Below are 23,124 nucleotides of genomic sequence, written 5' to 3' on the forward strand. Positions count from 1 at the left end.
AACGAGTGTTCTGCGTCAATCTCACGCTCGTCCTCCTACTACCGTGGTGACTCGCAACGTACGGTCATCCGGTATTTCTGCCTGAGACATCACCACCAAATGACGCACACGCCTGCGTAAGAAGCGCGATAGCACAGCACGCAGCGAGTGCTGAACGACCAGCACCGGTGCTTCGCCGCTACCTTCATGGCGCTCCAGGGCCTCTTGCGCCTGCGTCATGAGCGTATCCGCAAGCCCTGGCTCCATCGCGCCGTTACCATTCATGGCTTGCATAAGCACTTGCTCTAACTGGGCATCGAGCCCCATCACGTTGAGCGTTTCCTGGCCGGCAAACCACTGCTGGGTAATCGCTCGACCCAAGGCAATGCGCACCAGTGCGGTCAGCTCATTGGCATCTTTTTGCTGCCCAGCATGTTCTGCCAGGGTATCCAACACCGTGCGCATATCGCGTATCGAGACATCTTCATCCAACAGGTTTTGCAGAATACGCTGTAGTACGGTGAGCGAAATTGCTTTCGGCACAACCTCTTCGACTAGCGACTTTTGATCCTCACCCAGCTTGTCGAGCAGCTTTTGTACTTCTTGCCGCCCCAGCATTTCCGGCGAGTGGCGATGCAGCAGGTGGTTTAAGTGAGTAGCAATGACCGTACTGGCATCCACCACGGTATAACCGTACACCTGGGCATGTTCACGCTGATTGGCATCAATCCAGATGGCGGGCAAACCGAAGGCAGGGTCTTGGGTGGGCGTTCCCTGCAATTCTCCTGATACCTGACCTGGGTCGATTGCCAGCCATTTGCCCGGCTGGGCATCAGCACGGCCAATTTCTGCTCCCTTCATGGAGAGTACGTAGGTATTTGGAGGCAGTTCCAGGTTATCGCGTATGTGCACTACGGGCGGTAAAAACCCAACCTCTTGAGCAAACTTCTTGCGCACACTTTTAATACGAGCCAGCAGTTCCCCTTTCTGGCGGGAGTCCACTAGGGGAATAAGACGATGCCCCACCTCAAGTCCCAGCGTATCAACCAGCTGCACATCTTCCCAACTGGCTTCCGGTGACTCTTGTTGGGGCAGTGGCGCTGCAGATATCTCCTCTTTTACCAACGCCTGCTCTTTTTGGCGAATCAAATACCACGCTAAGCCCGCCAGCAGTGCTGTAAAAATCAGAAATACCAAGTTTGGCATCCCAGGCACCATGCCCAGCAGCCCCATCACCATCGCAGAGAGGATCATGACCTGAGGATTAATAAATAGCTGGCTGATCATTTGCTGACCAACATCTTGGTCAGTGTTGACGCGCGACACGGTGACACCGGCCGCGGTTGAGATCACCAGCGCGGGGATCTGGGCCACCAAGCCATCGCCGATGGTTAGCAACGTATACGTACGGGCAGCATCCGAAAAGCCCATATCGTGCTGCATCATACCGATCAACAGTCCACCGATAATATTGACCACCATGATGACCAAACCAGCCATGGCGTCACCACGTACAAACTTGCTCGCACCATCCATAGAGCCATAAAAATCCGCTTCCTGGGCGACTTCAGTACGCCGTTTTTTAGCGTCTTCTTCACCAATCAGGCCTGCGTTTAAGTCAGCATCAATCGCCATCTGCTTGCCAGGCATCGCATCCAGCATAAAGCGGGCGCCTACTTCGGCAATACGCCCAGCCCCTTTGGTAATAACCATGAAATTAATGATCACAAGGATCAAAAAGACCACCAGACCAACGGCAAAGTTACCGCCAACCAGGAAGGTACCGAACGCTTCGATAACTTTACCGGCCGCATCCCCGCCTTGATGGCCTTCCATTAGCACCACACGGGTCGAGGCCACATTGAGCGATAGCCGCAATAGCGTGGTAAATAACAGCACCGCGGGAAAAGCGGCAAAGTCGAGAGGCTTTTCCGCAAACATGCTGACCAGCAGCACCATGATGGCCAGCGCGATATTGAAAGTGAAAAGCAAGTCGAGCGCGAAGGGCGGCAAGGGCAGAATCATCATGCCCAAGATCATCAGGATCAGCAGCGGCCCTGCGAGCAGTTTCATGCGCACATCGCCCATCCAATCGCGCTGATTGATCAGTTGGCTTAAGCCTTTCATGATTGCGCCTCACTGCCACCGGCATCTCGATTGGAACGTTCCATTTCGGGAGGAACCGATAAATTGTCTGGGGTTGGGGGCACCTCGCCTCCTTGTTGTGCAACCTGCTTCAGGCGATAAGCCCAGGCCATCACTTCAGCAACCGCGGTATACAGTTCCGCAGGCACTTCAGCATCTAAATCCACGTGATGATACAGGGCGCGCGCCAAGGGCGCTGCTTCCAATCGCGGCACGCCAGCTTCCAAACCTATTTCACGGATACGCGCGGCCACTGCATCGGCCCCTTTGGCCACTAGCCGCGGGGCACCCATGCTACCTTCCTGATACACCAGGGCCACTGCATAGTGGGTTGGGTTGGTGATAATAACGTCGGCATCAGGCACTTTACTCATCATTCGCCCTCTGGCCATTGCTTGCTGCTGCTGACGAATACGGCCTTTAACTTGGGGGTCGCCTTCCGACTCTTTATGCTCTCGCTTAACCTCTTCCTTACTCATACGCAGCTTTTTCGCATTGCTCCAAAGCTGAAAAGGCACGTCAATCAGAATCACCACAACTAACGATAAAACAATCAGGCCAGCGGCGAACGCTGACATATTCAATGCGCTTGCCAATGCTTGTTGAATGGGCTGATTCATTAGCCCCATGAACTTACCAAGGTTGGCATACAGAAACGCCGACGCAATGCCGCCGACCAGGATTGATTTGGCAATCGCTTTGGTTAATTCAATCAATGCCTGGGACGAAAAAATACGCTTTAGCCCTTTTACTGGGTTTAGCTTTGACAGTTTGGGCTGCATTGATTTTGCCGAGACTAACCATCCTCCTAATAACGCGGGAGCAACCAGTGCAATCACCGTCAATAGTAGGAACAGCGGTAGCATGGCAAACAGCGTGCGCTGTCCCAGATCCAGCGCATTGACGAGCATCGGGGTGCTTTCCATGGCGTGACGGCGCTCGAATAAAAAGGCCTGCTCCATCACCATGCCTAACTGGTCATAGAGCATTTGTCCCATGCTCCATAGCCCAATCACACCGCCTAATAGCAGCAAAAAAGTCGCCAGTTCTCGAGACCGGGGAACTTGGCCTTCTTCCCGCGCTTTGTCTAGGCGTCGGGGCGTGGCCTCTTCGGTCTTTTCCTGATCGCTGTCGTCATCTGCCATGCGGCTATCCGGCGGTATCTTGCGTGGCTTATCATAAATTCAGCCGCCCCTAGGGACGGCTGAACAAATGCTTATAGTGCCAGATACTGCTTTTCACAATGTCTTAATAACAACGCATTAAAAGCCCAATTCGTCCAATAAGTCATCTACCTGATCCTGACCAGTAACAATATCAGGCGCATTGTCCTTAACCTGAGGGCCGTTCAACAGCTCTTCATTGCGACGTGCGTTGTCATTTTTCCACTGGTCTTCAGCCTTGCGCTGCATCGACTCTCGTACATGAGCCCCCGGCACATTATCGATCAGCACCTGCACCAACTGATGTTCAATTTCTCGGATGACATCCATCATCTTTTTGATGACTTGGCCGGTAAGATCTTGAAAATCCTGAGCCATCATAATATCGAGCAGCTCTTTGTTCGTCGCAGCAGCAATGGTTGGCACATCACTTAGATAGGTGCGTGTCTCTTTCACCAAGGCTTTGGCATCATCCAACTCTTTGGGCGCTTCAAACCATTCCGCCCAGCGCTTATCGAGCGCTTCAGCACGGTCAGAGAGCTGGTCTTGCAACGGCTGAGCGCGATCAATGGCGTTTAACGCACGCTCAGCCGCCTGCTCAGTCATGGTAGCGACGTAATGCAACCGATCACGCGCGTCAGGAATTGCTTCCGCTGCTTTTTCGATCTCTTTATCCAGGCCCAGCTCTCGCATGTTGTCGCGCAACATGCGGGTAAGTTTGCCGATGCGAAAGATCAGGTCTTCAGCAGCTTCTTCGGATAGCTGGGTAGCGCTATCCTGCTCATGCTGACTCATCGTGTTGTCTCCTCGTTAACCGAGCACTCAGGCGCAGCCGCTTCATTTACCCATCTTATCGAAGATTTTGTTCAGCTTCTCTTCGAGCGTGGCCGCAGTAAACGGCTTGACGACGTAGCCGTTAGCGCCCGCTTGGGCAGCTGCGATGATGTTCTCTTTTTTGGCTTCCGCGGTCACCATCAATACGGGTAACCCTTTCAGTGCTTCATCCTGGCGGATCTCTTTAAGCATTTCTAAGCCGTCTAGGTTAGGCATATTCCAATCCGATACGACGAATTCAAAGTTACCCGCACGCAGCTTATTCAGGGCGTCCTGGCCATCTTCTGCTTCATCGACATTGGTAAAGCCTAGCTCTTTCAGCAAGCTGCGAACGATCCGACGCATAGTGGGAAAATCGTCAACTACCAGAAAACTCATGTTCTTATCGGCCATCGGTCATCCTCTCAATCAAATTATTTCTTAAAAGACAAGGTTCAAAAACTAGAACGCTTCCCACTCGTCGTGGTGGCTTGGCTCTGGGGTTCGGCGAGTGCTGGTCGCAGTGACTGCCTGCGGCCTAGCAGAGGGCACACTTGATGCTTGTGATACTTGGCTACTCGGTGGCAATGCTTGGCGTTGCGCCCCCTCTTGGCTACTCAACAAAGCAAAAACAGCCACTGCCTCTTCTAATTTATTTGCTTGCTCTTCAAGCGACATGGCCGCCGCGGAGGCTTCCTGAACCAGTGCCGCATTCTGCTGGGTCACTTCATCCATTTGCCCTACCGCTTGGCTTACCTGCTCAATGCCATCGCTCTGCTCCTGAGACGCAGCAGAAATCTCATCCATAATATCAGTTACCCGACGTACGGCCGTAACGACATCAGACATGGTGCTGCCCGCTTGCTCGACCAGAGTAGAGCCTTGCTTGATTTGTGCAACGGAGGCATCTATCAGCGTTTTGATCTCTTTAGCCGCATCAGCACTTCGGCTGGCTAGGTTGCGAACCTCACCTGCCACAACGGCAAAACCACGCCCTTGCTCGCCGGCGCGTGCCGCTTCTACCGAGGCATTGAGTGCCAAGATATTGGTTTGAAAGGCGATAGAGTCAATTACGCTGGTGATATCTGCCACTTTTTGGGAACTGGTAGAAATACCGTGCATGGTTTGCACTACCTGCTCGACCACTTGGCCACCTTGCTCGGCAGTAGTGGAAGCATCTGCTGCCAGCGTGCTTGCCTGACGTGCATTATCGGCATTTTGTTTCACCGTGGCTGTCATTTGCTCCATGCTGGCTGCCGTTTCTTCAATCGATGCGGCCTGCTGCTCAGTGCGTGATGACAAATCCGCATTGCCACTCGCTATCTCTCGGGTGCCGTGATGAATTTCACTGCTACCTTCACGAACCCGCGTCACAATCGCCGTAAGATTCTGCTGCATCATGCCCATCGCTGCAAAAAGCCGTCCTACTTCATTTTTACCTGATGCAGGAACAGGCTCCGTTAAATCAGCCTGGGAAATTTTGTCTAGCCGTCTTACCGCGTCATTCAACGGCGCGATAACCGTACGGCGTAGTGTCATATAAATGAACACTGTCACCAACAGCGCAATTGCCACAGCAAGTGCATTAATCCACATAAACACATCGCCTTGCGCCTCAGTCTCATTACGGATGTTCTCTACCCGTTGAAAACCATACTGCACGAAAGCCGTGACGCTATTGGATAAGCTGTCCAATGGCTCAATCAACTCTCCCCGAAGCCGATTGAAGGCATTGATGTCCATGGTTTCGAACGTAGCATGCTGCTGCTTGACCAAGGCCAACACTTCACGGAAGTCTTCTGTCAATGCCTCGCCCAGGGCTTCGCCTTGCGCCGTGCGTGGCGTCGCAGCAAAGCTTTCAAAGCGCTGCTCGGCGCGCTCAATTCGATCCAGAGCGATATCGACCTGCTCATTGGATTGACGGGTTTGGCCTACCATTAAAAAGTTGGATGCCGTTTCCATGGCCAGCATTGCCTGATTGAGCAACGAGTCAGCGCGATTAATCTCGTTGAGCTGACCATTACTGATAAGGCTATAGGTCGACAGGTTGGCCTGTGCATTACGATCTGCCATGAAACTAATGCCAGCTAACACTAATATCAGCATGACAAAGCTAGCCAGCGCGACAATAACCGCAGAGTGAATACTGATATGACGTAGTGAGCGTGTCATGTTTTTCTGTTCCCCTCATTTATAGCGTAATGGGGTGTTATACCCGCTGAGCACGCCCTGAAGCGGCAATTAAGGCCATCAAACGCGATGGAATATCATCTAAAGCCACCACCTCTACCGCTCCCCCTACTGCGATTGCTTCCCTTGGCATACCGAACACCACACAGCTTTCTTCGTTTTGCGCAATGGTAGCCGCACCGGCTTCGCGCATCTCTAGCAGCCCTGCGGCGCCATCCTTACCCATGCCGGTCAAAATCACGCCAATGGCGTTTTTACCCGCATGCTTAGAAGCAGAATGAAACAGCACATCAACAGAGGGACGGTGACGATTAACCGGTGGGCCATCATTTAAGCGTACGACGTAGTTGGCACCACTGCGGACAAGCTCTAGGTGTTGGTCGCCTGGGGCAATATAGGCATGGCCTGGCAGTACACGCTCGCCATCGGTGGCTTCTTTTACGCTAATTCGGCACAGCCGATCTAGCCGCTCGGCGAAGGAGCGCGTAAAACCACCGGGCATGTGCTGAGTAATCAAGATGGCCGGCGCGTTCGCCGGCAGTGGCTCGAGCACCGACCGAATCGCTTCTGTGCCGCCAGTAGAAGCGCCAATGATAATCAGCTTTTCACTAGACACCATGGGCGCTTTCAACTGTGTGGGCGGCGGCGCATTTTTATGGCGGGCTTGGCGCGGACGTGAGCGAGCAGCGGCGCGAATCTTGTCGGTAATTTCAGTCGCGTATTCCATCATGCCGCTACGAATACCCAAGCTGGGCTTGGCCACAAAATCCAATGCGCCTAACTCTAACGCACGCAGGGTAATCTCTGAGCCACTCTGGGTCAGCGATGACACCATGAGTACTGGCATGGGGCGAAGCCGCATTAACCGCTCAAGAAAATCAAGACCATCCATCCGCGGCATTTCCACATCCAGTGTCAGCACATCAGGATTGTGTTGTTTGATCAGATCCCTCGCGGCAATGGGGTCTGGCGCGACGGCGACGACTTCCATATCTGGCTGTGAGTTGATTATTTCAGTCAACAAGTCACGAATCAGCGCCGAATCATCGACGCACAACACTTTGATTTTGGCTGCGCTCAAAGCACGCCTCCTTTATACGGTAGCCACCTGTGTGCCAACCCACTCCGAATAAGGCAATTGCCAAAAGGAGTAAACGCACGTAACCGATTTATTTTTTTGCGAGGGTATAAACCGTTTGCCCGCGCAGCTTGAATGCATCGCTGATATACGAAAAATTTTCCGAGTGTCCCGCAAACAGTAACGCGTCCGGCTTCATCAGCGGAGCAAACCGTTTTAGAATCTTGGCTTGGGTATCTTTATCGAAATAAATCATAATATTGCGACAAAAAACGGCATCGAAAGGACCTTTTACCGACCACTGGGGTGCCAGCAAATTAAGCGGCACAAAGTCTACCAACGATGAAACTTCCGGCCTTATGCGTGCCAAACCTGCATGACCACCGGTGCCTTTCTGGAAAAACCGCTTAACCCGCCCTTCGTCTAATTTACGCACCTGCTCAAGCGGATAAATGCCTGCACGCGCTTTACTTAGTGCGTCGGTGTCAATATCGGTGGCAATGACCTTGGCCTGGGTGGCTTTAGGCCCCAACGTTTCTAACAACGTCATTGCAATCGAGTAAGGCTCTTCCCCCGTGGACGCTGCCGAACACCAAATAGTGATAGGACTTTGCTGTTTCTTGATGTGCTCAGCTAATAGCGGAAAGTGATGCGCCTCACGAAAAAAAGCGGTGAGGTTGGTGGTTAACGCATTGGTAAACGCCTCCCACTCTTTAGCGTCCGGCTGTCGCTCCAGCCGCGACAGATAGTCGGTAAAACGAGTAATACCATAGTGACGCAAACGCTTCGCTAAGCGGCTGTAGACCATTTCACGTTTATGCTCAGCAAGTACTATTCCGGCGCGCTGGTAAATCAATTCCCGTATACGCGCAAAGTCGGCATCGGTGAGCACAAGATCACGTTCGATCTGCCCCCCTGATGCCCACTGGCCGACATCAACTCCCCGCTCGCGTTGGTCGATCAAAATTCTTCCCACTCCTCTACTGAGGCCAGCTGCCGTGTAGTTGACGACGTAGGCGGTTTAGTTGGGCTGTCTGGGAGCTGAGCCCGCGCTCGATAGCCAGCAGGTGTGGGGCTAAGTGCCGTTGTTGGCGAGCTCTGATGATTCAAGCGAAACGCCTCAACAGACAGGGCTAATAAGCCCGCTTGTTGCTCTAATGCCACGGCGGCGCGTGCCGTTTCCTGAACGCGCGCGGCGTTCTGTTGAGTCGCTTGATCCATTTCGGCAACGGCTTGATTAACTTCTGCGATGCCATGACTCTGTTCTTCCGACGCTGACGAAATGTCGTGCATAATCTGCGTGACATTTCGCGCCGCATCGGCAACTTCACTAATCGCTACTTCGGCTTTTTTGACCAGCCCAGCGCCAACATTGACTTCTTGATTAGAACCATCAATTAACACGCGAATCTCTTGAGAGGCGCTAGCGCTTCTTCCTGCCAATTTACGTACTTCTTCAGCAACCACCGCAAACCCGCGACCATGCTCTCCTGCCCTGGCAGCTTCTACCGATGCGTTGAGTGCCAGAATATTGGTTTGGAAAGCAATCGAGTCAATCACATTGATAATGTCAGTCATTTTTTGCGAACTTTGGGTAATTCGCTGCATATTCTCGACCAACTGCGACATGAGCTCTCCGGTCTGCGTCACTTGCTTAGCATTGTTATCGGCAAGACGACGCGCTTCTTGAGCGTTATCGCTGTTTTGACGCACGGTCGTTGTCATTTCTTCCATGCTGGATGCGGTTTGCTGTAGCGACGCTGCCTGTTGCTCGGTACGAGACGATAAGGCTTCGTTGCCAGTGGCAATATCCCGCGCGGCGGGAGTGACCACATTAATACCGCCTTTTACATCGCTAATAATGCTGCTCAAACTTTTCCGCATGGTATTCAGCGACTCCATCAGCATCCCAACTTCGTCACGCTGATGGGGAGGCACTTTTGCGGCTAGGTTTCCGCCCGCTATTTGCAAAGTAAAACGTGACGCACTTTTTAGCGGCCGAACAATGGAACGTAATGTCATTACCCCAAGCAGGATAAGCGCCAGCAGGCCGCCCCCCAGAACAGCGGCTTGAGCGCTAAGCATGCTGGCTTGACCTTGCTCGGCATCAGCAGCCATTGCTTCAGCGGCAGTCTGCTTTTGGGCGATGAGTTGGTTCACCATCGTCGAGAGTTCGCGCCCTTCGTTATTCATCACACTGATGACTGCGTCCAAACCGGTAAACACTTGATATGTGTCTTCTGCTTGCAAGACGGTTTCTGCTTGGAACATGCCGTTGTCTAAAAAGGTTTGCAGCTGAGCATTGAAGGAGGTGGCAAGCGCTGTCGTGTTGACGTCACGGGAGTAGTATTGCTGCCAAGCGGACTCAATTGTCGCCGCGCTATTGGCAATCATGTCACCCATCTCAAAGCGCTGTTGAATCAGCTCCATACGCTCTGGTTCAATCATGGCCTGACGTGTTTGCGCAATGGTCTGATCAATTTGCTGTAAGCGAATAACGTCTTGCAGGCCATCATTATTGAGCGCCGCAAGCCGGTCTCCCGCGACGTTAAGGCCATACAGTCCAAGGCCACCGCTCACCAGCAGCAGTGCACCAGCCATCACAATCATACCGACCAATTTAGCGCGTAGGGTATCCAGCCGTATCCGTTTTAAACGTTGAGTAAGACCTTTCTTGCGCAACCTACCCTTGTCTAGATACAGGTGCTTATTACGGCCTTCGCGAATCTCAGCGTAGGCCTGCTCCGCTTGTGCAATCGCGTCTCTGGATGCCTGCACCCTGACAGAGGCATAGCCAACGACGTGGTCGTCCTCAATAATCGGCGTTACGCTGGCACTTACCCAGTAGTGATCACCATTTTTACAGCGGTTTTTAACCAGCCCTCGCCATGTTTCACCGCTTTTCACGGTCTGCCACAGGTTTTCAAACGCCGCCGGCGGCATATCCGGGTGTCGAATCAAATTATGGGGCGCGCCTATCAGCTCTTCGTGCTGGAAACCACTTATCTGGATAAACGCAGGGTTTGCATAGGTAATGCGCCCTTTAAGATCCGTACGCGAAACGAGGAAATCATCACTCTGGAGTTCAATTTCACGCTGAGTGACTGGCTGGTTATTACGCATCCGCATACCTTATTTTTAGTATTGAAGCCGAGGAAGTCATGAGCCTAAACCGCAAGACTTAAAACGCTTCCCACTCATCGACTGTCGTGTTACGAGCGGGTATTTTTTTGGCCGCTGGAGTTTGGGCGGCAGGTACTTGCTGAAGAGCGCGGGGCCGCATGGCATAACCAGATTCCTGCTTCCCCTCTGCCAGTGCAGGCGTCACATGGAAACGCTCAACCGCTTCTCTAAGGCGCGCCGCTTCGCTTTCTAATTCATTGGCGCTGCGTGCTGCTTGTTGAACCAGTTGGGCATTTTGTTGAACAACCTGATCCATTTGGGCAACTGCTTGATTAACTTGCCCGATACCGTTGCTTTGCTCTTCAGAGGCGGCCGCAATCTCATCCATAATATCGTTGACCCGCTGCACAGCGGCGACAAGATCCTGCATGGTTTTTCCCGCATGATTCACCCGCTGGGTGCCCGCGTCCACTTTGCCAAGCGATGCATCGATCAGCGTGCGAATTTCTTTGGCAGCATTAGCACTGCGGCTAGCGAGACTGCGAACTTCCTGCGCTACCACGGCAAACCCTTTGCCATGCTCGCCAGCACGGGCGGCTTCTACCGACGCGTTTAAGGCGAGAATATTGGTTTGAAAAGCAATGTTATCGATCACCGTAATAATGTCGGCAACTTGGTGGGAACTCGCGCTAATGTCCTGCATGGTTTCAACAATATTGGCAACTTCTTCGCCGCTGCGTCTGGCGGTTAGCGTTACCTCATTGGCGAGCTGACTGGCTTGTAGTGCATTGTCTGCGTTGTGCCCAACGGTAGAGGCTAACTGCTCCATGCTCGAGGCCGTCTCTTCTAGAGAAGAGGCCTGCTGCTCGGTACGTGAGGAGAGGTCGTTATTGCCACTGGCAATATGCTGAGAGCGCTCAAAAATTGACGCGCCGCTTTGGCGTACCACGCCAACGGTTTCAGACAGTGAAGACTGCATGTGCGCCATCGCTGTGTACAGCCTGCCAATTTCATTATTACCAGGCGATGTAATTTGCTGGCTTAGGTCGCCTTGGGCCATTTTCTCAAAGTAACCGACCAGACGATCCAGGGGACGCAGCACATTAACGGTCACACCCCACACCACCACCGCGACCGTTACGCCGGTCATGATGACCACGCCAATCAGCACCCAGCGAATGCGTGTAGCAAACTCACTGAACGCCGCTTGCTGCGCCTGCAAATCACTCGACGCCTGCACAATAGCAGCACCGTGGTGGAGCGCATAAAGACCTATACCGCAGGCCACCACGACCAAGATCGAAAAAGTGGCTAATACCAGCCCCCAACTAAGACGCACGGTCATATTGCTCATCATTTGACGCAGTAGCGGTGTCACACGCATTACTCCAAATACAACCGTAGTGGCCGATGCTATCCGTAGCACCAGAGAGGGCTGTTTTTTTGGCTTAAGAAGGCACTCTCCCTGTGCCCAGTCACAAAGGGATTAGCGGGTGCTGGTGCTATCGACTAAAGCCATTTCTTCGCTGGTCAGCAGCTTATCGATATCAACTAACACCAGCATGCGGTCTTCAAGGCTGCCTAATCCGCTCAAGAAATCGGAGGAGAGCGTGACACCAAATTCAGGCGCTGGCTTTATTTGCTCGGGAGTTAATGTCATGACATCGGAAACGCCGTCCACAACAATACCAACCACGCGGTCGGCGACGTTGACCACGATGACAACGGTCTGGCCACCATACTCCACGCTGTCCAAGTGGAACTTAATGCGCAGATCGACAATAGGCACAATGACGCCGCGCAGATTGGTCACCCCTTTAATAAAGTCAGGGGCATTGGCAATACGCGTGACGTTTTCATAGCCGCGTATTTCCTGAACCTTAAGGATATCAATGGCATACTCTTCTTCTCCCAAAGAGAACACCAAAAATTCGCGATTATCGGCTTCTGCGGCGGACAAAACCGCTCCATTGTTTGCCTGGCTCATGACGGCTCGGCCTCCTGGTAATAAGAGAGATGTGGATAATTCACCTGTTTTCCGGCTTCTTTCTTGGCGCGGCTTAACCGGTGTAAACCTGTAATGTCTAAAATTAGCGCGACGCTACCATCACCAAGGATAGTGGCCGCCGAAACGCCCGGCACTTTGCGATAATTATCTTCTAAGTTTTTTACAACCACCTGCTGCTGGCCAATCAACTCATCAACCAACATGGCATAACGACGCCCCTCACCCTGAACAATCACGGCAATGCTTTTGGTCGGGTCGGTAATGGCATTTTCCACATCCAGTACTTCATGGATCGCGATGACCGGAAGGTACTCATCACGCACCTTAAGCACCACATCATCTCCCGCCATGGCATACATATCGCCTTTGGCTGGCTGCAACGACTCAAGTACCGTGGAAAGCGGCAAAATAAAGGTTTCGCCGCCCACTTTGATCGACATACCGTCGAGAATGGCAAGTGTCAGCGGCAACACAATGCGCGTGTTGGTCCCTTCACCTTTCTTAGATTGAATTTCAACCCGGCCACCCATGCCTTGAATATTTCGCTTTACAACATCCATGCCGACACCGCGGCCGGAAACGTCCGTAACTTCCTTTGCCGTGGAGAAGCCCGGCGCAAAAATCAGTTGGAAGACATCTTCGTCAGACATGTTGTCTGAAACGTTCAGGCCGTTTTCACGCGCCTTGGCCAACAGCCGGTCACGATCCATGCCCGCGCCGTCATCACGCACTTCAATCAGAATGTTGCCGCCCTGATGGCGTGCCGATAACACCAACTTGCCAACGCGGGGTTTACCTACCGCTTCGCGCTCATCCGGCATTTCGATGCCGTGATCCAAGCTGTTACGTACTAGGTGCGTTAGCGGGTCGGTAATGCGCTCAACCAGGCTTTTATCCAACTCGGTGGACTTACCTTCGGTAATGAGCTCGATTTCTTTGCCCAATTTACCGGCGGTATCGCGCACAACGCGGGGGAATCGGCTAAACACAAATTCCATCGGAATCATGCGGATTGACATCACCGCTTCTTGAAGATCTCGTGCGTTACGCTGCAGCAGGCTCATGCCGTTTTGTAGCGAACTGTTGCCAACGGATTGATCTCCGAGGTCACTGACCGTTTGGTCCAGCATCGACTGAGTAATAATCAGCTCGCCAACCAAATTGATGATTTGGTCGACTTTATCTACCGACACACGGATCGAGGCTGACTCAGCGGCCGCTTTTTTAGGGGCGGATTTCGCTGGCTTTTCTGGCGAAGGTGCTTTGTCAGCAGATTTAGCCGCCGCTGGCACCGGAGACTCAACAACGTCTGCGGGCACGTCTTTTGCCAGCGCTGGCGCGTCTAACTCAGGGCTAGTGATTTCGTCTTTTACAACCTCGACCACGCTAATTTCGATCTGCTCAGGCTCAATAATGAAGCACATCACCGCTTCAATATCGTCAGCACTAACGTCACCTGTCAGCGTTACTTCGTAACGTTTTTCATCACCCGAGTGGGACTGGACATCGCCCAGTTGCTCCAGCTCTTCAACCAGCAGCGTGCGATCTTTTTCGCTAACGTTAACTAGCGCAACCAGCAGTTGTCGCTCGCTCAGCGAGGAGGAATCAGCAGCCTCAGCGCTGACTGACGCTTTTTTTTCAACAGTTGGTGCAGGGACAGCGGGCGCATCCAGCGTCTGACCAATTTCTTCTAGCGCGATCTGCTGGAGTGTATGGCAAATTCGCTCGTAAGCTTCTTGGTTGGGCTCTTCCTCGTTGCGATAGGCATCGAGTTGCTCATGCATGATGTCTTTTGCCTCTAAAAAGGTATCAACGAGGTCAGCACGCAGCGTCAACTCACCTTTGCGTGCGTGATCTAACAGATTTTCAAAGATGTGCGTGGTTTTCTGCAACACACTAAAGCCGAAGGTACCTGCGCCGCCTTTTATTGAGTGGGCGGCACGGAAGATAGCGTTTAACTGCTCGCTATCCGGATCATCGACATCCAGTTCCAGCAGATGCTGCTCCATATCGGCCAGCAGCTCTTCAGCCTCTTCAAAAAAGGTGTCAAAAAAATCCGCTATATCCATGCACCGCTCCACATAAACGTCTTAGTGTTGTGATAAGCCCTGCTCATTCGTTTTCATCGCTCTGTGGCGTGCTTTGTGGCAACGCCTCTACAGGCGCATCTTCATCGGGCAATGGGTTATCAAGCCCCATAACGCCTGGGTTACGAATCGTCTCAGCGATTTCTGGCAATAAGACGACGAGCTCAATGCGGCGATTAACCGGGTCTGTCGGCGCAGTGTCAGGCAACCTGACACGATCGGCAAAGCCCGATACGCGTAGCAGTTGATCTGGATCAAGCCCGCCAGCCACTAATTCACGCCGAGAGGCACTTGCTCGGTCGTTGGAAAGTTCCCAGTTACTGTAGCCTCGATAACCGCCTGCATAGGGCACGCTATCGGTATGGCCGCTGATGCTTAAGTCATTGGGCAATTCGTTGAGTAGTGGTGCTATCGTACGTAACAGGTTGCGCATGTAGGGGGCTACTTGATCGCGGCCTAACTCAAACATGGGACGCTGTTCCGTATCGAGCAGCTGAATACGCAGCCCTTCGCGGGTTAAATCAAAGCGCATTTGACTGCGCAGTTGGCGCAGCTCTGGGTCTTGCTCGATGGCTCGCTCAATGCGCTCTTGCAAATCGTTAAAGAAACGCCGCTCCTGAGCGCTGGGGCGGCTATATTGAAGCACATCAATCCGGGCACGTTCGCCATCACTGTGGGTAGGATCTGGGCCACCACCTGGAATCACCTGGGTGCTTCCAGATCGGTCACCACTGGTCATTGCCGTTATCAACGGCGTGCTGAAGTACTCCGCAACACTGCGCCGGGTTTCATCGTCAGAAACACTTAAAATCCACATCACTAGAAACAGCGCCATCAGGGCCGTCATGAAGTCGGCAAGGGCAATCTTCCACGCACCGCCATGGTGGGCATGCACCACTTTTTTGCGCCGAATAACAATCGGACGCTTATCGCCCCCCTTACTCATGCATTACCGCCCTTTTTGGCGTCGCGAACATACTCTTCAAGTTCTGTGAAGCTTGGACGCTCGGTGCTATGTAATGCTTTACGACCAAATTCAACGGCTAGCTGGGGAGCATAACCATGCAGGCTAGCTAGCAGCGTGACACGGATGCATTGCAACATTTTCTCGGCTTCTTTGGCTTGCCGTTCGGCATAGCTTGCGATGGGGCTAATAAATCCATAGCCCATCAAAATACCCAGAAAGGTACCCACTAACGCCATCGCAATCATTTGTCCCATTTGTTCAGGGCTGGCGTCCGCGTAAGTCAGCGCTTTAATAACCCCCATTACCGCCGCTACGATACCGAACGCAGGCATTGCATCACCTACTTTGGCAATCGCATCAATGGGAATATGAGCTTCTTGCTCAAATACTTCGATTTCGTGAAGCATTAACTCATCGATTTCCATTGGCTCCATGCCACCGCTCACCATCAGCCGAAGATAATCGGTTAGAAAATCCATAATATGGGGGTCTGCAAGCACCGAGGGGTGCTCTTGGAACAGCGGGCTTTCCTGAGGGTTGTCAATGTCGCGCTCAATTCCCAACATTCCCTCACGGCGTACTTTAGAGAGAATCTTGTATTGCAACGCCATTAACTCCATGTATAAGGCTTTATTATATTTTTTGGTTCGTTTGAGCCTGGGAAGTATTTTAAACGTGGCTTTAATCGCTTTGCCGTTGTTTGCGGCAATGAAAGCGCCAACGCCTGCACCGCCAATAATCAGCAGCTCCAGGGGTTGATACAGGGGGCCCAAGCTACCGCCTGCCATCACATAACCGCCAAAGACAGATAGCAGTACGACCAAATAACCCAGAGGAATCAGCACAAGCAGTGTCCTTGCGATATCAGTTTTTATATCAAGGGAACGCTATTCCCGTGTTTCAAAAAGAAGACACAGAAAAGTCCCGCTCCACGCGTTTCTTAGCCATAGCATACGCAGGCGTAGGCAATTTTAATGAAAAAGTACCAACCCCTTTTGGTGCTATCTATGCGTTAAAGGCGCATTTTATTGGTTATATGCTTACCCACTGCGAGCGTGAGAATGGTTTATCTTTCAACACCGCGCTTTACGTGTTTTCCCGGCTCGCGAGGGTGGCTGGCAAATACCGCAAACATAATCATGGGCTGGGCTGTGTGCATGGGCGACAAAGTGTCCTTCACAACGTGTACACGTATTGAGCTGCAGTAGATCACTTTCAAAAAACCGTACCAGTGTCCACGCACGAGTAAGCCCCAGCACCGGCTCAACGCTTTCAAGATTTATCTGCTCTTCATACAGACGGTAAGCTTTAACAAAGGCGTCAATACGCTCGCAGCAGGTATTTTTTTGTACGCTGTTATAAATGTTATAAAACAGCGACGAATGCACGTTTGGCAGCCACGTTACGAACCAGTCCGCTGAAAAGGGCAGCATGCCCTTAGGTGGCGACATCCCACGCACTTCCTTGTACAACTTAATCAAACGTGTGCGACTTAGGTCTGTCTCTGTCTCTAAAACTTGTAAACGTGCACCTAATTCAATTAGCTCTATGGCCAGTTGTACTTGGTGCATTTCATCAACCAAGCTCTTCTGGCTCACTCTGATTCTCCTACTGGTAACACCTCAAATTCTTCGCAGGCTGACAACAATGAGGCATGCAACCCTGAAAGCCCTTGATCCCGAGGATTCTGGGTAATTTTGCGCAGCTGGTGGACGCTCGTTTGGCTAAGCCTGCATATCAGCTGGTTATTGCGTGCCAATTTTGTCAGTTGCCGGGCATTTAGAGACACCAGCAGGTCGGCAAGCTCGCTGTCTACTTTTAAGCGAAACATCGCCGCCTCACGGTCTTCGACCAATAGACGCTGCGCAAGAAGTAAATACGCTAAGTTAATTTCTTGAATTTCATCGAGAAAGCTTGTTTGACTCATAGTGTTCCATCGAACGACATGGGCGTTTCATTATGACTTTATACTGACGCCTTAAATGGTTTTTTCCTTACTCGGCACATGGTTGCATACAACGTTTGTATTGGCTACCGACGCTCTTGACGAGGAGTTAACCCTTCTTCAGATAACTCAAATACCCATACAAGAAGCTCCGCAACCACCTGATATAAACTTGCGGGGATCTCGGCATCGAGATCTAACTGCATCAGCAGTGCCACAAGCTCAGGTGCATCGTGCACATAAATTCCTTGGCGCTGAGCCTCTGCCATAATCCGTTCCGCCAACTCACCGTAACCTTTAGCGATTACCCGCGGCGCTTGATCTTTATCTTGATAGGCTAGTGCGACGGCTTGACGTCGATGCTCACCCGAGGTCGCCATCATGGCTCTCCAAAGTGGCGTAGTGCGCTTTCACCTGAACACTGCGAAAATCTAACGCCTGCAGGCGATTTTCTAAACGCTCAAGCCCCTGCTGCAGGGACTGGTACGTCGAAGCAGTATCCGTTGTCAGATCGATGCTTAACACCGACTGGTAAAGCCTGAGCGACGCACTAAACGCCCCCAGATTAGGCACGTCGAGCTGCATATCTGACTGCCAGCCATCATCACCGCCTGCCTCTTGCTCGGTGCTTTCTCGCTCATCCTCCCGGGTTGGCATATGAATGACTAATGCCATGAAAATACCGGCCCAAACATCACCTTCCCAGCGGATAGTCGGCATCACAAGCATATCAAGTTGCTGACGTACTAGGCTCTGCAAACTTTCATGCACAATCTCACGGCCAGCACGCACTAGCGAACTATCTTCTATTATCCGCGCACTTGCCATATCAATACTAGCAGAAGCGCTCACCGAAACAGTGGCAGGCACACTGTCACGCTGCACGCCCACTGGCAGCCTGCTATCCATTGGCATAGGTACGGCAGATCGCATCAAGCCAGCTTGATCACTTGCAACCGGTAACAGCAGCGAGTTCGGCAGTATGGCAACGTTTGTATTACTCGCACCCAATGTGGCACTTGCCGCAAAAGGAGGCATTACAAACGTGGCAACACTGGCAGGCAGTATAGGTCGTGGGCCTGGCTGCATCTGCGGTTCTCGTAGCAATTGTTGCCGTGAAGACTCTCCTTGAAACCATCGCTTTAAATGAGATTCGTAAAACAGACCGCTATCACGGATGCTGCTTTCTAACCGATTCGCCAGCGCCGGGGCAGAGGCTATTTCCTGCCCCCCCATCAATGGCGCTTGAGGGCGTATCATCGCGGGCGGTGCGGGAAAACGCAGCAATACATCGGCGATGGTACGGGCAGCTGGGCTAAGGTGAGTTTGTGTCGAGCCTGGCGGTGCGTTGGCTGTGTCTCCCTTAGCGGGCAGCCGTTGCCCATCAAGCGAGGAGGAAAGACGCCGAAGATCATCGAGTGGCGATGAGAGAGGGCGCCCATCCAGGCTTGAATCCCCTTGCAGCGCGCGCGGCCCCTCACCCGGAGGTATCGGCTGCACGGGCGCATTAAGCGGACGCTGGGACAACTCGCCGCCCTTGCGCCCAAGCACTTGGTGCATGAGCGTATCGATCAGTGGCGTAATGCCACTCACGTTAGCCCCTTCTCCTGGCCGCTATCGGAATCGAAGAGCGCAGTTTCACCTTGCTGAGGTGCATAAGCACGATGCAGACTTCGCTGGCGTTGAGAAACACCTATCAACTTGCCTAGCTCATCCCGCCTAGCCACCAAACGACGGCGAATTTCAACATCATGCTCGAGAATGCTCTCCAGCAACTCTGCCTTTCGCTTCCGGGCATCATCATCAAGCACGGTCTCGCTATCGCGCTTACGCAGCGCTTCAACCGACATCACGTAGTGGGTACGCTGCTCTATAAGCTCTGCCCACTGCTCCGCATTCGCGAGCTCGTGCATTTGTGTCACACAGGTGAGTAGCTTGGCATACGCATCAATGAGCGCTTGCTGGGCGTTTTCACGAGCAGTTTCAGAAGCCGACATGCTTTGCCTCACGCACTTTGCTGTTGACCGATTTCACGCCATGCAGAGGCGATATCTTCAAGCAAACGTTCTGCTTGGTTGAGGCTGTCTTCATCGTTTCGAAGGTTAGCGGCTAACAATAAGCGGGAAATGTAGTCATAGAGAGAAGCAAGGCGCTCAGCAATATCACCACCCTTCTCTTGATCCAGCGAGGCCGTCAGGCCGTTATTGATAATGTCCAACGCCTTGGAAATCGACTTTCCTTTTTCAGCCGTGTGGCCTGCCTGCATATGAATACGCGCCGCACGGATGGACGCTTGAGCACCATCAAACAGCATTACGATGAGCTGATGGGGATCAGCTGACATAACGCCGCTTTCCACGCCAACGCGGGCGTAGGCCTTGGCACCTCGGCCATAAGCGGCGCCACCGCGAGAGTATGTCATAAGCGGGCTCTCCTTTATTAATGTGAACAACAGCCACACAATCAACGGCTCACGCTGTTTCTCGCTAGCTATTTAACGTTCAAAATCGAGCTTATTTACTCGGCTATAAATGTTATCGGCGTCTGACCAATAGACTTTAATGTTTACCTTACTTTTCGCTCAGAAAGTTTCGCCCTCTTTGCCAAGCGGTCAACAGCTACGTCGACACCGCCACTTCACGCGTTGGCTTACCCAATCTTTCCAGAACGTCCCCGCGCAGCGTATTGCCCAAGGTCTCGCGCATGGGCGACTCCGCCTGACGAGTCAGCGTCACTTCAGCCGGTGCGCCCTGCTCATCAAGGCGAACAATCCAAGCCATCTGTTCACTGGAAAAATGCACCAGCGACCCCACCGGCAGTGGTTTGAAATGCTCGATATAGCGCTTGGTCCAACGAGGATCAAATTGGTGAGGGTGACTCAGCAAATGACGATAAATTTGCTGAGCTGTTTTGGCAGGTCGGTCTGCTCGATCGCGCCGCATTGCTTCTACCACATCGACCACAGCACTCGCTTTCGCCAGTTCGTTAATATCACTGCCGGTTAGACCTTCAGGATAGCCGCTACCATCCAGCCGTTCATTAATCCCGCCAATTACCGCCTGGGCAACGGCAGCAGAAAGCCACTGGCAGTGCTGAAGGCGATCTAACAGCAACGACACATGCTCACTCATGGCTTGACGGTGGGTGGCTTCGAACTGTGGCGCCTTGAACAGTATTTGCGGAACGAGCGCTTTACCAAGATCGTGCACTAAACCACTCGCAACGATCGCTTTGCGTACGTCACCGGGCATATTTGCGCCGACCAGATCGAGCAAATGCACGGCCACTGCAATTCCATGGCGAACTAAAAGCGGCTCAGGCGACAGGCAGCGCGTAGCAAACAACAGCGCCTCACGGTCTTCCTCATGGAGCAACAAAAGACGGTCTGCATTACGTGATAGCTGGCGAGAATCGATATCGCTGCCTTGTTGCAACAGCAGCAGTTGAGCATCCAGGTAAGCCGCTATTTTCACCAAGCGCCGCGCCATTGGCGTTGCATATCGTCGAATATCACGCCGCCCGACATGCTCATTTCCTGTCGTGCGCTTGCCAGGTTGTTCAAATAGCGGCGATGGCTGACGATCATCTTGCGCTTCTTTTTTATAGCGAGCGGCTTCGCGCTCTATTTCGCAGACAAAATACCAAATTTGCCGCTCTTGCTCGGAAGTGCAATTCGCAAAACGAAAGCCTACGCGCAATAAATGTCGCTCAGGATCGGTTTTTTGATGGCGTGGCACTGCCTGCACTTCAAAATAGGTGCCATCTGGAAACGTAAAAGCAAGCGTTAGCGACAGGTCGGCTTCAGCTAACACGCCACTGGCGGTCAGCGGCAGCTCTATTTGGCAGCCATCTTGGGAAAGGTCGCGCAGCTCCCCGTGAACTCCTTCACCGCTTTCGCCACATATAGAGGCGGCCACAACCATACCTAAACGCAGTTCAGCGCGAAACGATTCACGGCGCTGGAGCACTTCCAGGGTAGCGGGATAGTCGCTACAGCATAAAAAACGCCCCCCAACATGGCGGGCTTCGGTTAACGATAGTAGCGGCGTGCGCACCACTTTGCCCTGGGACTGGCCGCGCAGGAAAAATGACTCACCCTGCTGTAAACGACTTAACAGATGATCGACCGAAGATAAGTCCATCACTAACGTTTTGCCAGCGTACTGCTCCATTAACACGATAGGCTCTGGACGTGCTTCCGCGGAAGCCAAACAAAGCGACACGCCTCCCCCTTCGATCATGGTATTTAAAAGAGAGCTTACTGCCGTTGGGCTGGTAACACTTTCATATTCATCTTGTTGGACTGACATTCTCGTCTCGCTCACTACCACGTTGTTATGACGCCACGTTATTGCGCACCCACCAAAAGGCGACAGAGCATATCAGAACCCTCTAGGCTGCCGTATGCCCATTAAAGATCTAACGACCTATTTCATTTATTTATCGTCAATAAGCAACAACGATAAACCAGCAATGGCAGCCAGGATGGTCTGCAACCAAAGCCTGCGCTATGCAAAAAATAAAGTTCGTAGCGCGCCTGCCGATAGTAATAAAGAGGCCTATAGCTACGATCCGACGGCCTTGCCACCTTTTGCCACCCCGCCACGTGGCTTTCCTTTAAAGGATTATCCCTATGGGCCCACTGTTAATTGATGAGCTAGTCTCAATAGCAACAACTCCATATCAACCAGCTAATTTCCAACCAACAGCCAATCAACAAACATCGTCGAAGCAGACACCGGGTATTCCAGGCGTTGGCGGGGAGCAAGCTGAGCCTCGCAGCGTGAGCAAAGAATCACTTGCGGAGCCTATTCAGCGGATAAACGAAACATTTCGGCCACGAGGGTTAGAGTTTGCACTGAGTGAACAATCTGGGCGCGTTATCACGAAAGTCATCGACCGCGAAACCGGTGATGTTATTCGCCAAATACCGGCCGAAGAGGTGCTGCTCGTCGCAGAGCGACTGGAAGAATTACAAGGGCGAATTATTTCTCTAGAAGCCTGACCTAGCGATAGGAGAGATTACTCCGCCACAGCCAGTGATCTCTCTTCCCTATGTCACCAGCCGATTACACTACTCGTCTTTTTCATTAACACTTGTCATCGGCTTTTTTCGACGCCAACGAACAGGCGCTATCTAAACCTGCATATTCATCACGTCGCGATAGGCCGTTACCAAACGATTACGAACCTGTAGCCCCATCTGAAAAGCAACGCTCGCTTTCTGCATATCAACCATCACGTCACTCAACTCAACATTCGGCTCGCCTGCCTGAAAAGCCGTCGCCTTCGTGTTAGCGGCCTGCTGTAACCGATTGATACGTTGAATAGACGCCTGCAGCTCGCTGCCAAAACTGCCCTGCCCCACCGCGGTGGCAATATGTTCACCCTTAATAGGCTGGGCTGCCTGAGTGGCTAAACCTTGCATTTGCTGCAGCGCTGATTGTATGGCAGGTGAACTCATAAGCACGCCTCATCCGAAGGAAGGTGAAGTAATAACAAAAGCCTACCACTGGTAGCAGAACACTCATACGTACAAATACGCCTTAAAAGCCAACCTGTTCGTTCATTTATGCTCGACCTGCCCCAGGATAATGGCGTCCATCACAATTCCGCTTCATCTTTT

The 23,124-nt window shown here is 52.3% G+C and carries 23 protein-coding genes; 2 read left to right on the forward strand and 21 right to left on the reverse strand.

The window, feature by feature from the left end:
- Positions 1 to 21 precede the first annotated feature (21 nt).
- The 20 genes from flhA to L1X57_RS05150 all read right to left on the reverse strand — a co-directional run bounded on the left by flhA (position 22) and on the right by L1X57_RS05150 (position 21,808).
- The gene (gene flhA, locus L1X57_RS05055) at positions 22 to 2,106 is read right to left on the reverse strand and encodes a flagellar biosynthesis protein FlhA (RefSeq protein WP_009723958.1); all 2,085 of its coding nucleotides are present in this window, start codon (positions 2,104 to 2,106) and stop codon (positions 22 to 24) included.
- Positions 2,103 to 3,269: a flagellar biosynthesis protein FlhB gene (gene flhB / locus L1X57_RS05060; RefSeq protein WP_009723959.1), complete on the reverse strand. Its 1,167-nt coding sequence runs from the start codon at positions 3,267 to 3,269 to the stop codon at positions 2,103 to 2,105. The genes flhA and flhB overlap by 4 nt, the downstream gene beginning before the upstream one ends.
- Positions 3,270 to 3,386: 117 nt before the next feature.
- On the reverse strand, positions 3,387 to 4,082 hold the full coding sequence (gene cheZ / locus L1X57_RS05065; RefSeq protein ID WP_009723960.1) for a protein phosphatase CheZ: 696 nt from the start codon (positions 4,080 to 4,082) through the stop codon (positions 3,387 to 3,389).
- A 42-nt stretch (positions 4,083 to 4,124) separates the two neighbouring features.
- Positions 4,125 to 4,514 (reverse strand): chemotaxis response regulator CheY, encoded by a 390-nt coding sequence (cheY, locus tag L1X57_RS05070; protein WP_009097747.1) that lies wholly within the window; start codon positions 4,512 to 4,514, stop codon positions 4,125 to 4,127.
- 48 nt (positions 4,515 to 4,562) lie between these two features.
- A complete protein-coding gene (locus L1X57_RS05075) occupies positions 4,563 to 6,272 on the reverse strand; it encodes a methyl-accepting chemotaxis protein (protein ID WP_009723961.1) in 1,710 nt (569 codons plus the stop codon).
- A gap of 37 nt (positions 6,273 to 6,309) precedes the next feature.
- On the reverse strand, positions 6,310 to 7,371 hold the full coding sequence (locus L1X57_RS05080; protein WP_234667956.1) for a protein-glutamate methylesterase/protein-glutamine glutaminase: 1,062 nt from the start codon (positions 7,369 to 7,371) through the stop codon (positions 6,310 to 6,312).
- Between the two features lie 88 nt (positions 7,372 to 7,459).
- On the reverse strand, positions 7,460 to 8,332 hold the full coding sequence (locus L1X57_RS05085) for a CheR family methyltransferase (protein ID WP_234667957.1): 873 nt from the start codon (positions 8,330 to 8,332) through the stop codon (positions 7,460 to 7,462).
- On the reverse strand, positions 8,329 to 10,491 hold the full coding sequence (locus tag L1X57_RS05090) for a methyl-accepting chemotaxis protein (RefSeq protein ID WP_009723965.1): 2,163 nt from the start codon (positions 10,489 to 10,491) through the stop codon (positions 8,329 to 8,331). Before L1X57_RS05090 ends, L1X57_RS05085 begins: the two co-directional genes overlap by 4 nt.
- A gap of 58 nt (positions 10,492 to 10,549) precedes the next feature.
- Positions 10,550 to 11,875, reverse strand: a complete 1,326-nt coding sequence (locus L1X57_RS05095; protein ID WP_009723966.1) for a methyl-accepting chemotaxis protein — start codon at positions 11,873 to 11,875, stop codon at positions 10,550 to 10,552.
- 102 nt (positions 11,876 to 11,977) lie between these two features.
- A complete protein-coding gene (gene cheW / locus L1X57_RS05100) occupies positions 11,978 to 12,478 on the reverse strand; it encodes a chemotaxis protein CheW (protein WP_009723967.1) in 501 nt (166 codons plus the stop codon).
- Positions 12,475 to 14,568, reverse strand: a complete 2,094-nt coding sequence (gene cheA, locus L1X57_RS05105) for a chemotaxis protein CheA (RefSeq protein WP_009723968.1) — start codon at positions 14,566 to 14,568, stop codon at positions 12,475 to 12,477. The genes cheW and cheA overlap by 4 nt, the downstream gene beginning before the upstream one ends.
- 43 nt (positions 14,569 to 14,611) lie before the next feature.
- Positions 14,612 to 15,532, reverse strand: a complete 921-nt coding sequence (gene motB, locus L1X57_RS05110) for a flagellar motor protein MotB (protein ID WP_009723969.1) — start codon at positions 15,530 to 15,532, stop codon at positions 14,612 to 14,614.
- Entirely contained in the window at positions 15,529 to 16,398 is an 870-nt protein-coding gene (gene motA, locus L1X57_RS05115) for a flagellar motor stator protein MotA (protein WP_009723970.1), read from the reverse strand. Before motA ends, motB begins: the two co-directional genes overlap by 4 nt.
- Positions 16,399 to 16,626: 228 nt before the next feature.
- Complete coding sequence (gene flhC / locus L1X57_RS05120; RefSeq protein ID WP_009723971.1) at positions 16,627 to 17,151, reverse strand: flagellar transcriptional regulator FlhC; 525 nt, start codon at positions 17,149 to 17,151, stop codon at positions 16,627 to 16,629.
- Positions 17,148 to 17,480 carry a flagellar transcriptional regulator FlhD gene (gene flhD, locus L1X57_RS05125; protein WP_009723972.1) on the reverse strand — a complete coding sequence of 111 codons (333 nt, stop codon included), beginning with the start codon at positions 17,478 to 17,480 and terminating at the stop codon, positions 17,148 to 17,150. The genes flhC and flhD overlap by 4 nt, the downstream gene beginning before the upstream one ends.
- 104 nt (positions 17,481 to 17,584) lie before the next feature.
- Entirely contained in the window at positions 17,585 to 17,878 is a 294-nt protein-coding gene (locus L1X57_RS05130; protein WP_009723973.1) for an EscU/YscU/HrcU family type III secretion system export apparatus switch protein, read from the reverse strand.
- The gene (gene fliK / locus L1X57_RS05135) at positions 17,862 to 19,091 is read right to left on the reverse strand and encodes a flagellar hook-length control protein FliK (protein WP_009723974.1); all 1,230 of its coding nucleotides are present in this window, start codon (positions 19,089 to 19,091) and stop codon (positions 17,862 to 17,864) included. Before fliK ends, L1X57_RS05130 begins: the two co-directional genes overlap by 17 nt.
- A complete protein-coding gene (gene fliT, locus L1X57_RS05140) occupies positions 19,088 to 19,495 on the reverse strand; it encodes a flagellar protein FliT (RefSeq protein WP_009723975.1) in 408 nt (135 codons plus the stop codon). The genes fliK and fliT overlap by 4 nt, the downstream gene beginning before the upstream one ends.
- Positions 19,496 to 19,503: 8 nt before the next feature.
- Positions 19,504 to 19,920: a flagellar export chaperone FliS gene (gene fliS / locus L1X57_RS05145; RefSeq protein WP_009723976.1), complete on the reverse strand. Its 417-nt coding sequence runs from the start codon at positions 19,918 to 19,920 to the stop codon at positions 19,504 to 19,506.
- Between the two features lie 196 nt (positions 19,921 to 20,116).
- On the reverse strand, positions 20,117 to 21,808 hold the full coding sequence (locus tag L1X57_RS05150) for an HD domain-containing phosphohydrolase (protein WP_009723977.1): 1,692 nt from the start codon (positions 21,806 to 21,808) through the stop codon (positions 20,117 to 20,119).
- A gap of 94 nt (positions 21,809 to 21,902) precedes the next feature.
- Here L1X57_RS05150 and L1X57_RS05155 point away from each other — a divergent pair, with 94 nt between their 5' ends.
- Together L1X57_RS05155 and L1X57_RS05160 are read left to right on the forward strand one after the other, a co-directional pair.
- Positions 21,903 to 22,151: a hypothetical protein gene (locus L1X57_RS05155; RefSeq protein ID WP_009723978.1), complete on the forward strand. Its 249-nt coding sequence runs from the start codon at positions 21,903 to 21,905 to the stop codon at positions 22,149 to 22,151.
- Positions 22,132 to 22,503, forward strand: a complete 372-nt coding sequence (locus tag L1X57_RS05160) for a flagellar protein FlaG (RefSeq protein ID WP_009723979.1) — start codon at positions 22,132 to 22,134, stop codon at positions 22,501 to 22,503. Before L1X57_RS05155 ends, L1X57_RS05160 begins: the two co-directional genes overlap by 20 nt.
- A gap of 132 nt (positions 22,504 to 22,635) precedes the next feature.
- Here the strand turns inward: L1X57_RS05160 and fliE are convergent, their stop codons facing one another.
- A complete protein-coding gene (gene fliE, locus L1X57_RS05165) occupies positions 22,636 to 22,962 on the reverse strand; it encodes a flagellar hook-basal body complex protein FliE (RefSeq protein WP_009723980.1) in 327 nt (108 codons plus the stop codon).
- Positions 22,963 to 23,124 lie beyond the last annotated feature (162 nt).

It is taken from the genome of Halomonas sp. TD01 (genome assembly GCF_923868895.1).
GTDB lineage: Bacteria > Pseudomonadota > Gammaproteobacteria > Pseudomonadales > Halomonadaceae > Vreelandella.

Bases quoted from the DNA above. Each gene is read 5' to 3' on its own strand.
- cheY (WP_009097747.1), bottom strand. From the start codon at position 4,514: ATGGCCGATAAGAACATGAGTTTTCTGGTAGTTGACGATTTTCCCACT.
- L1X57_RS05160 (WP_009723979.1), top strand. From the start codon at position 22,132: ATGGGCCCACTGTTAATTGATGAGCTAGTCTCAATAGCAACAACTCCA.
- cheA (WP_009723968.1), bottom strand. From the start codon at position 14,568: ATGGATATAGCGGATTTTTTTGACACCTTTTTTGAAGAGGCTGAAGAG.
- flhB (WP_009723959.1), bottom strand. From the start codon at position 3,269: ATGGCAGATGACGACAGCGATCAGGAAAAGACCGAAGAGGCCACGCCC.
- cheW (WP_009723967.1), bottom strand. From the start codon at position 12,478: ATGAGCCAGGCAAACAATGGAGCGGTTTTGTCCGCCGCAGAAGCCGAT.
- L1X57_RS05155 (WP_009723978.1), top strand. From the start codon at position 21,903: ATGCCCATTAAAGATCTAACGACCTATTTCATTTATTTATCGTCAATA.
- L1X57_RS05150 (WP_009723977.1), bottom strand. From the start codon at position 21,808: ATGTCAGTCCAACAAGATGAATATGAAAGTGTTACCAGCCCAACGGCA.
- fliE (WP_009723980.1), bottom strand. From the start codon at position 22,962: ATGAGTTCACCTGCCATACAATCAGCGCTGCAGCAAATGCAAGGTTTA.
- L1X57_RS05130 (WP_009723973.1), bottom strand. From the start codon at position 17,878: ATGGCGACCTCGGGTGAGCATCGACGTCAAGCCGTCGCACTAGCCTAT.
- cheZ (WP_009723960.1), bottom strand. From the start codon at position 4,082: ATGAGTCAGCATGAGCAGGATAGCGCTACCCAGCTATCCGAAGAAGCT.
- L1X57_RS05090 (WP_009723965.1), bottom strand. From the start codon at position 10,491: ATGCGTAATAACCAGCCAGTCACTCAGCGTGAAATTGAACTCCAGAGT.
- motB (WP_009723969.1), bottom strand. From the start codon at position 15,532: ATGAGTAAGGGGGGCGATAAGCGTCCGATTGTTATTCGGCGCAAAAAA.
- flhA (WP_009723958.1), bottom strand. From the start codon at position 2,106: ATGAAAGGCTTAAGCCAACTGATCAATCAGCGCGATTGGATGGGCGAT.
- L1X57_RS05075 (WP_009723961.1), bottom strand. From the start codon at position 6,272: ATGACACGCTCACTACGTCATATCAGTATTCACTCTGCGGTTATTGTC.
- fliS (WP_009723976.1), bottom strand. From the start codon at position 19,920: ATGACATACTCTCGCGGTGGCGCCGCTTATGGCCGAGGTGCCAAGGCC.
- fliT (WP_009723975.1), bottom strand. From the start codon at position 19,495: ATGTCGGCTTCTGAAACTGCTCGTGAAAACGCCCAGCAAGCGCTCATT.
- flhD (WP_009723972.1), bottom strand. From the start codon at position 17,480: ATGAGTCAAACAAGCTTTCTCGATGAAATTCAAGAAATTAACTTAGCG.
- L1X57_RS05095 (WP_009723966.1), bottom strand. From the start codon at position 11,875: ATGCGTGTGACACCGCTACTGCGTCAAATGATGAGCAATATGACCGTG.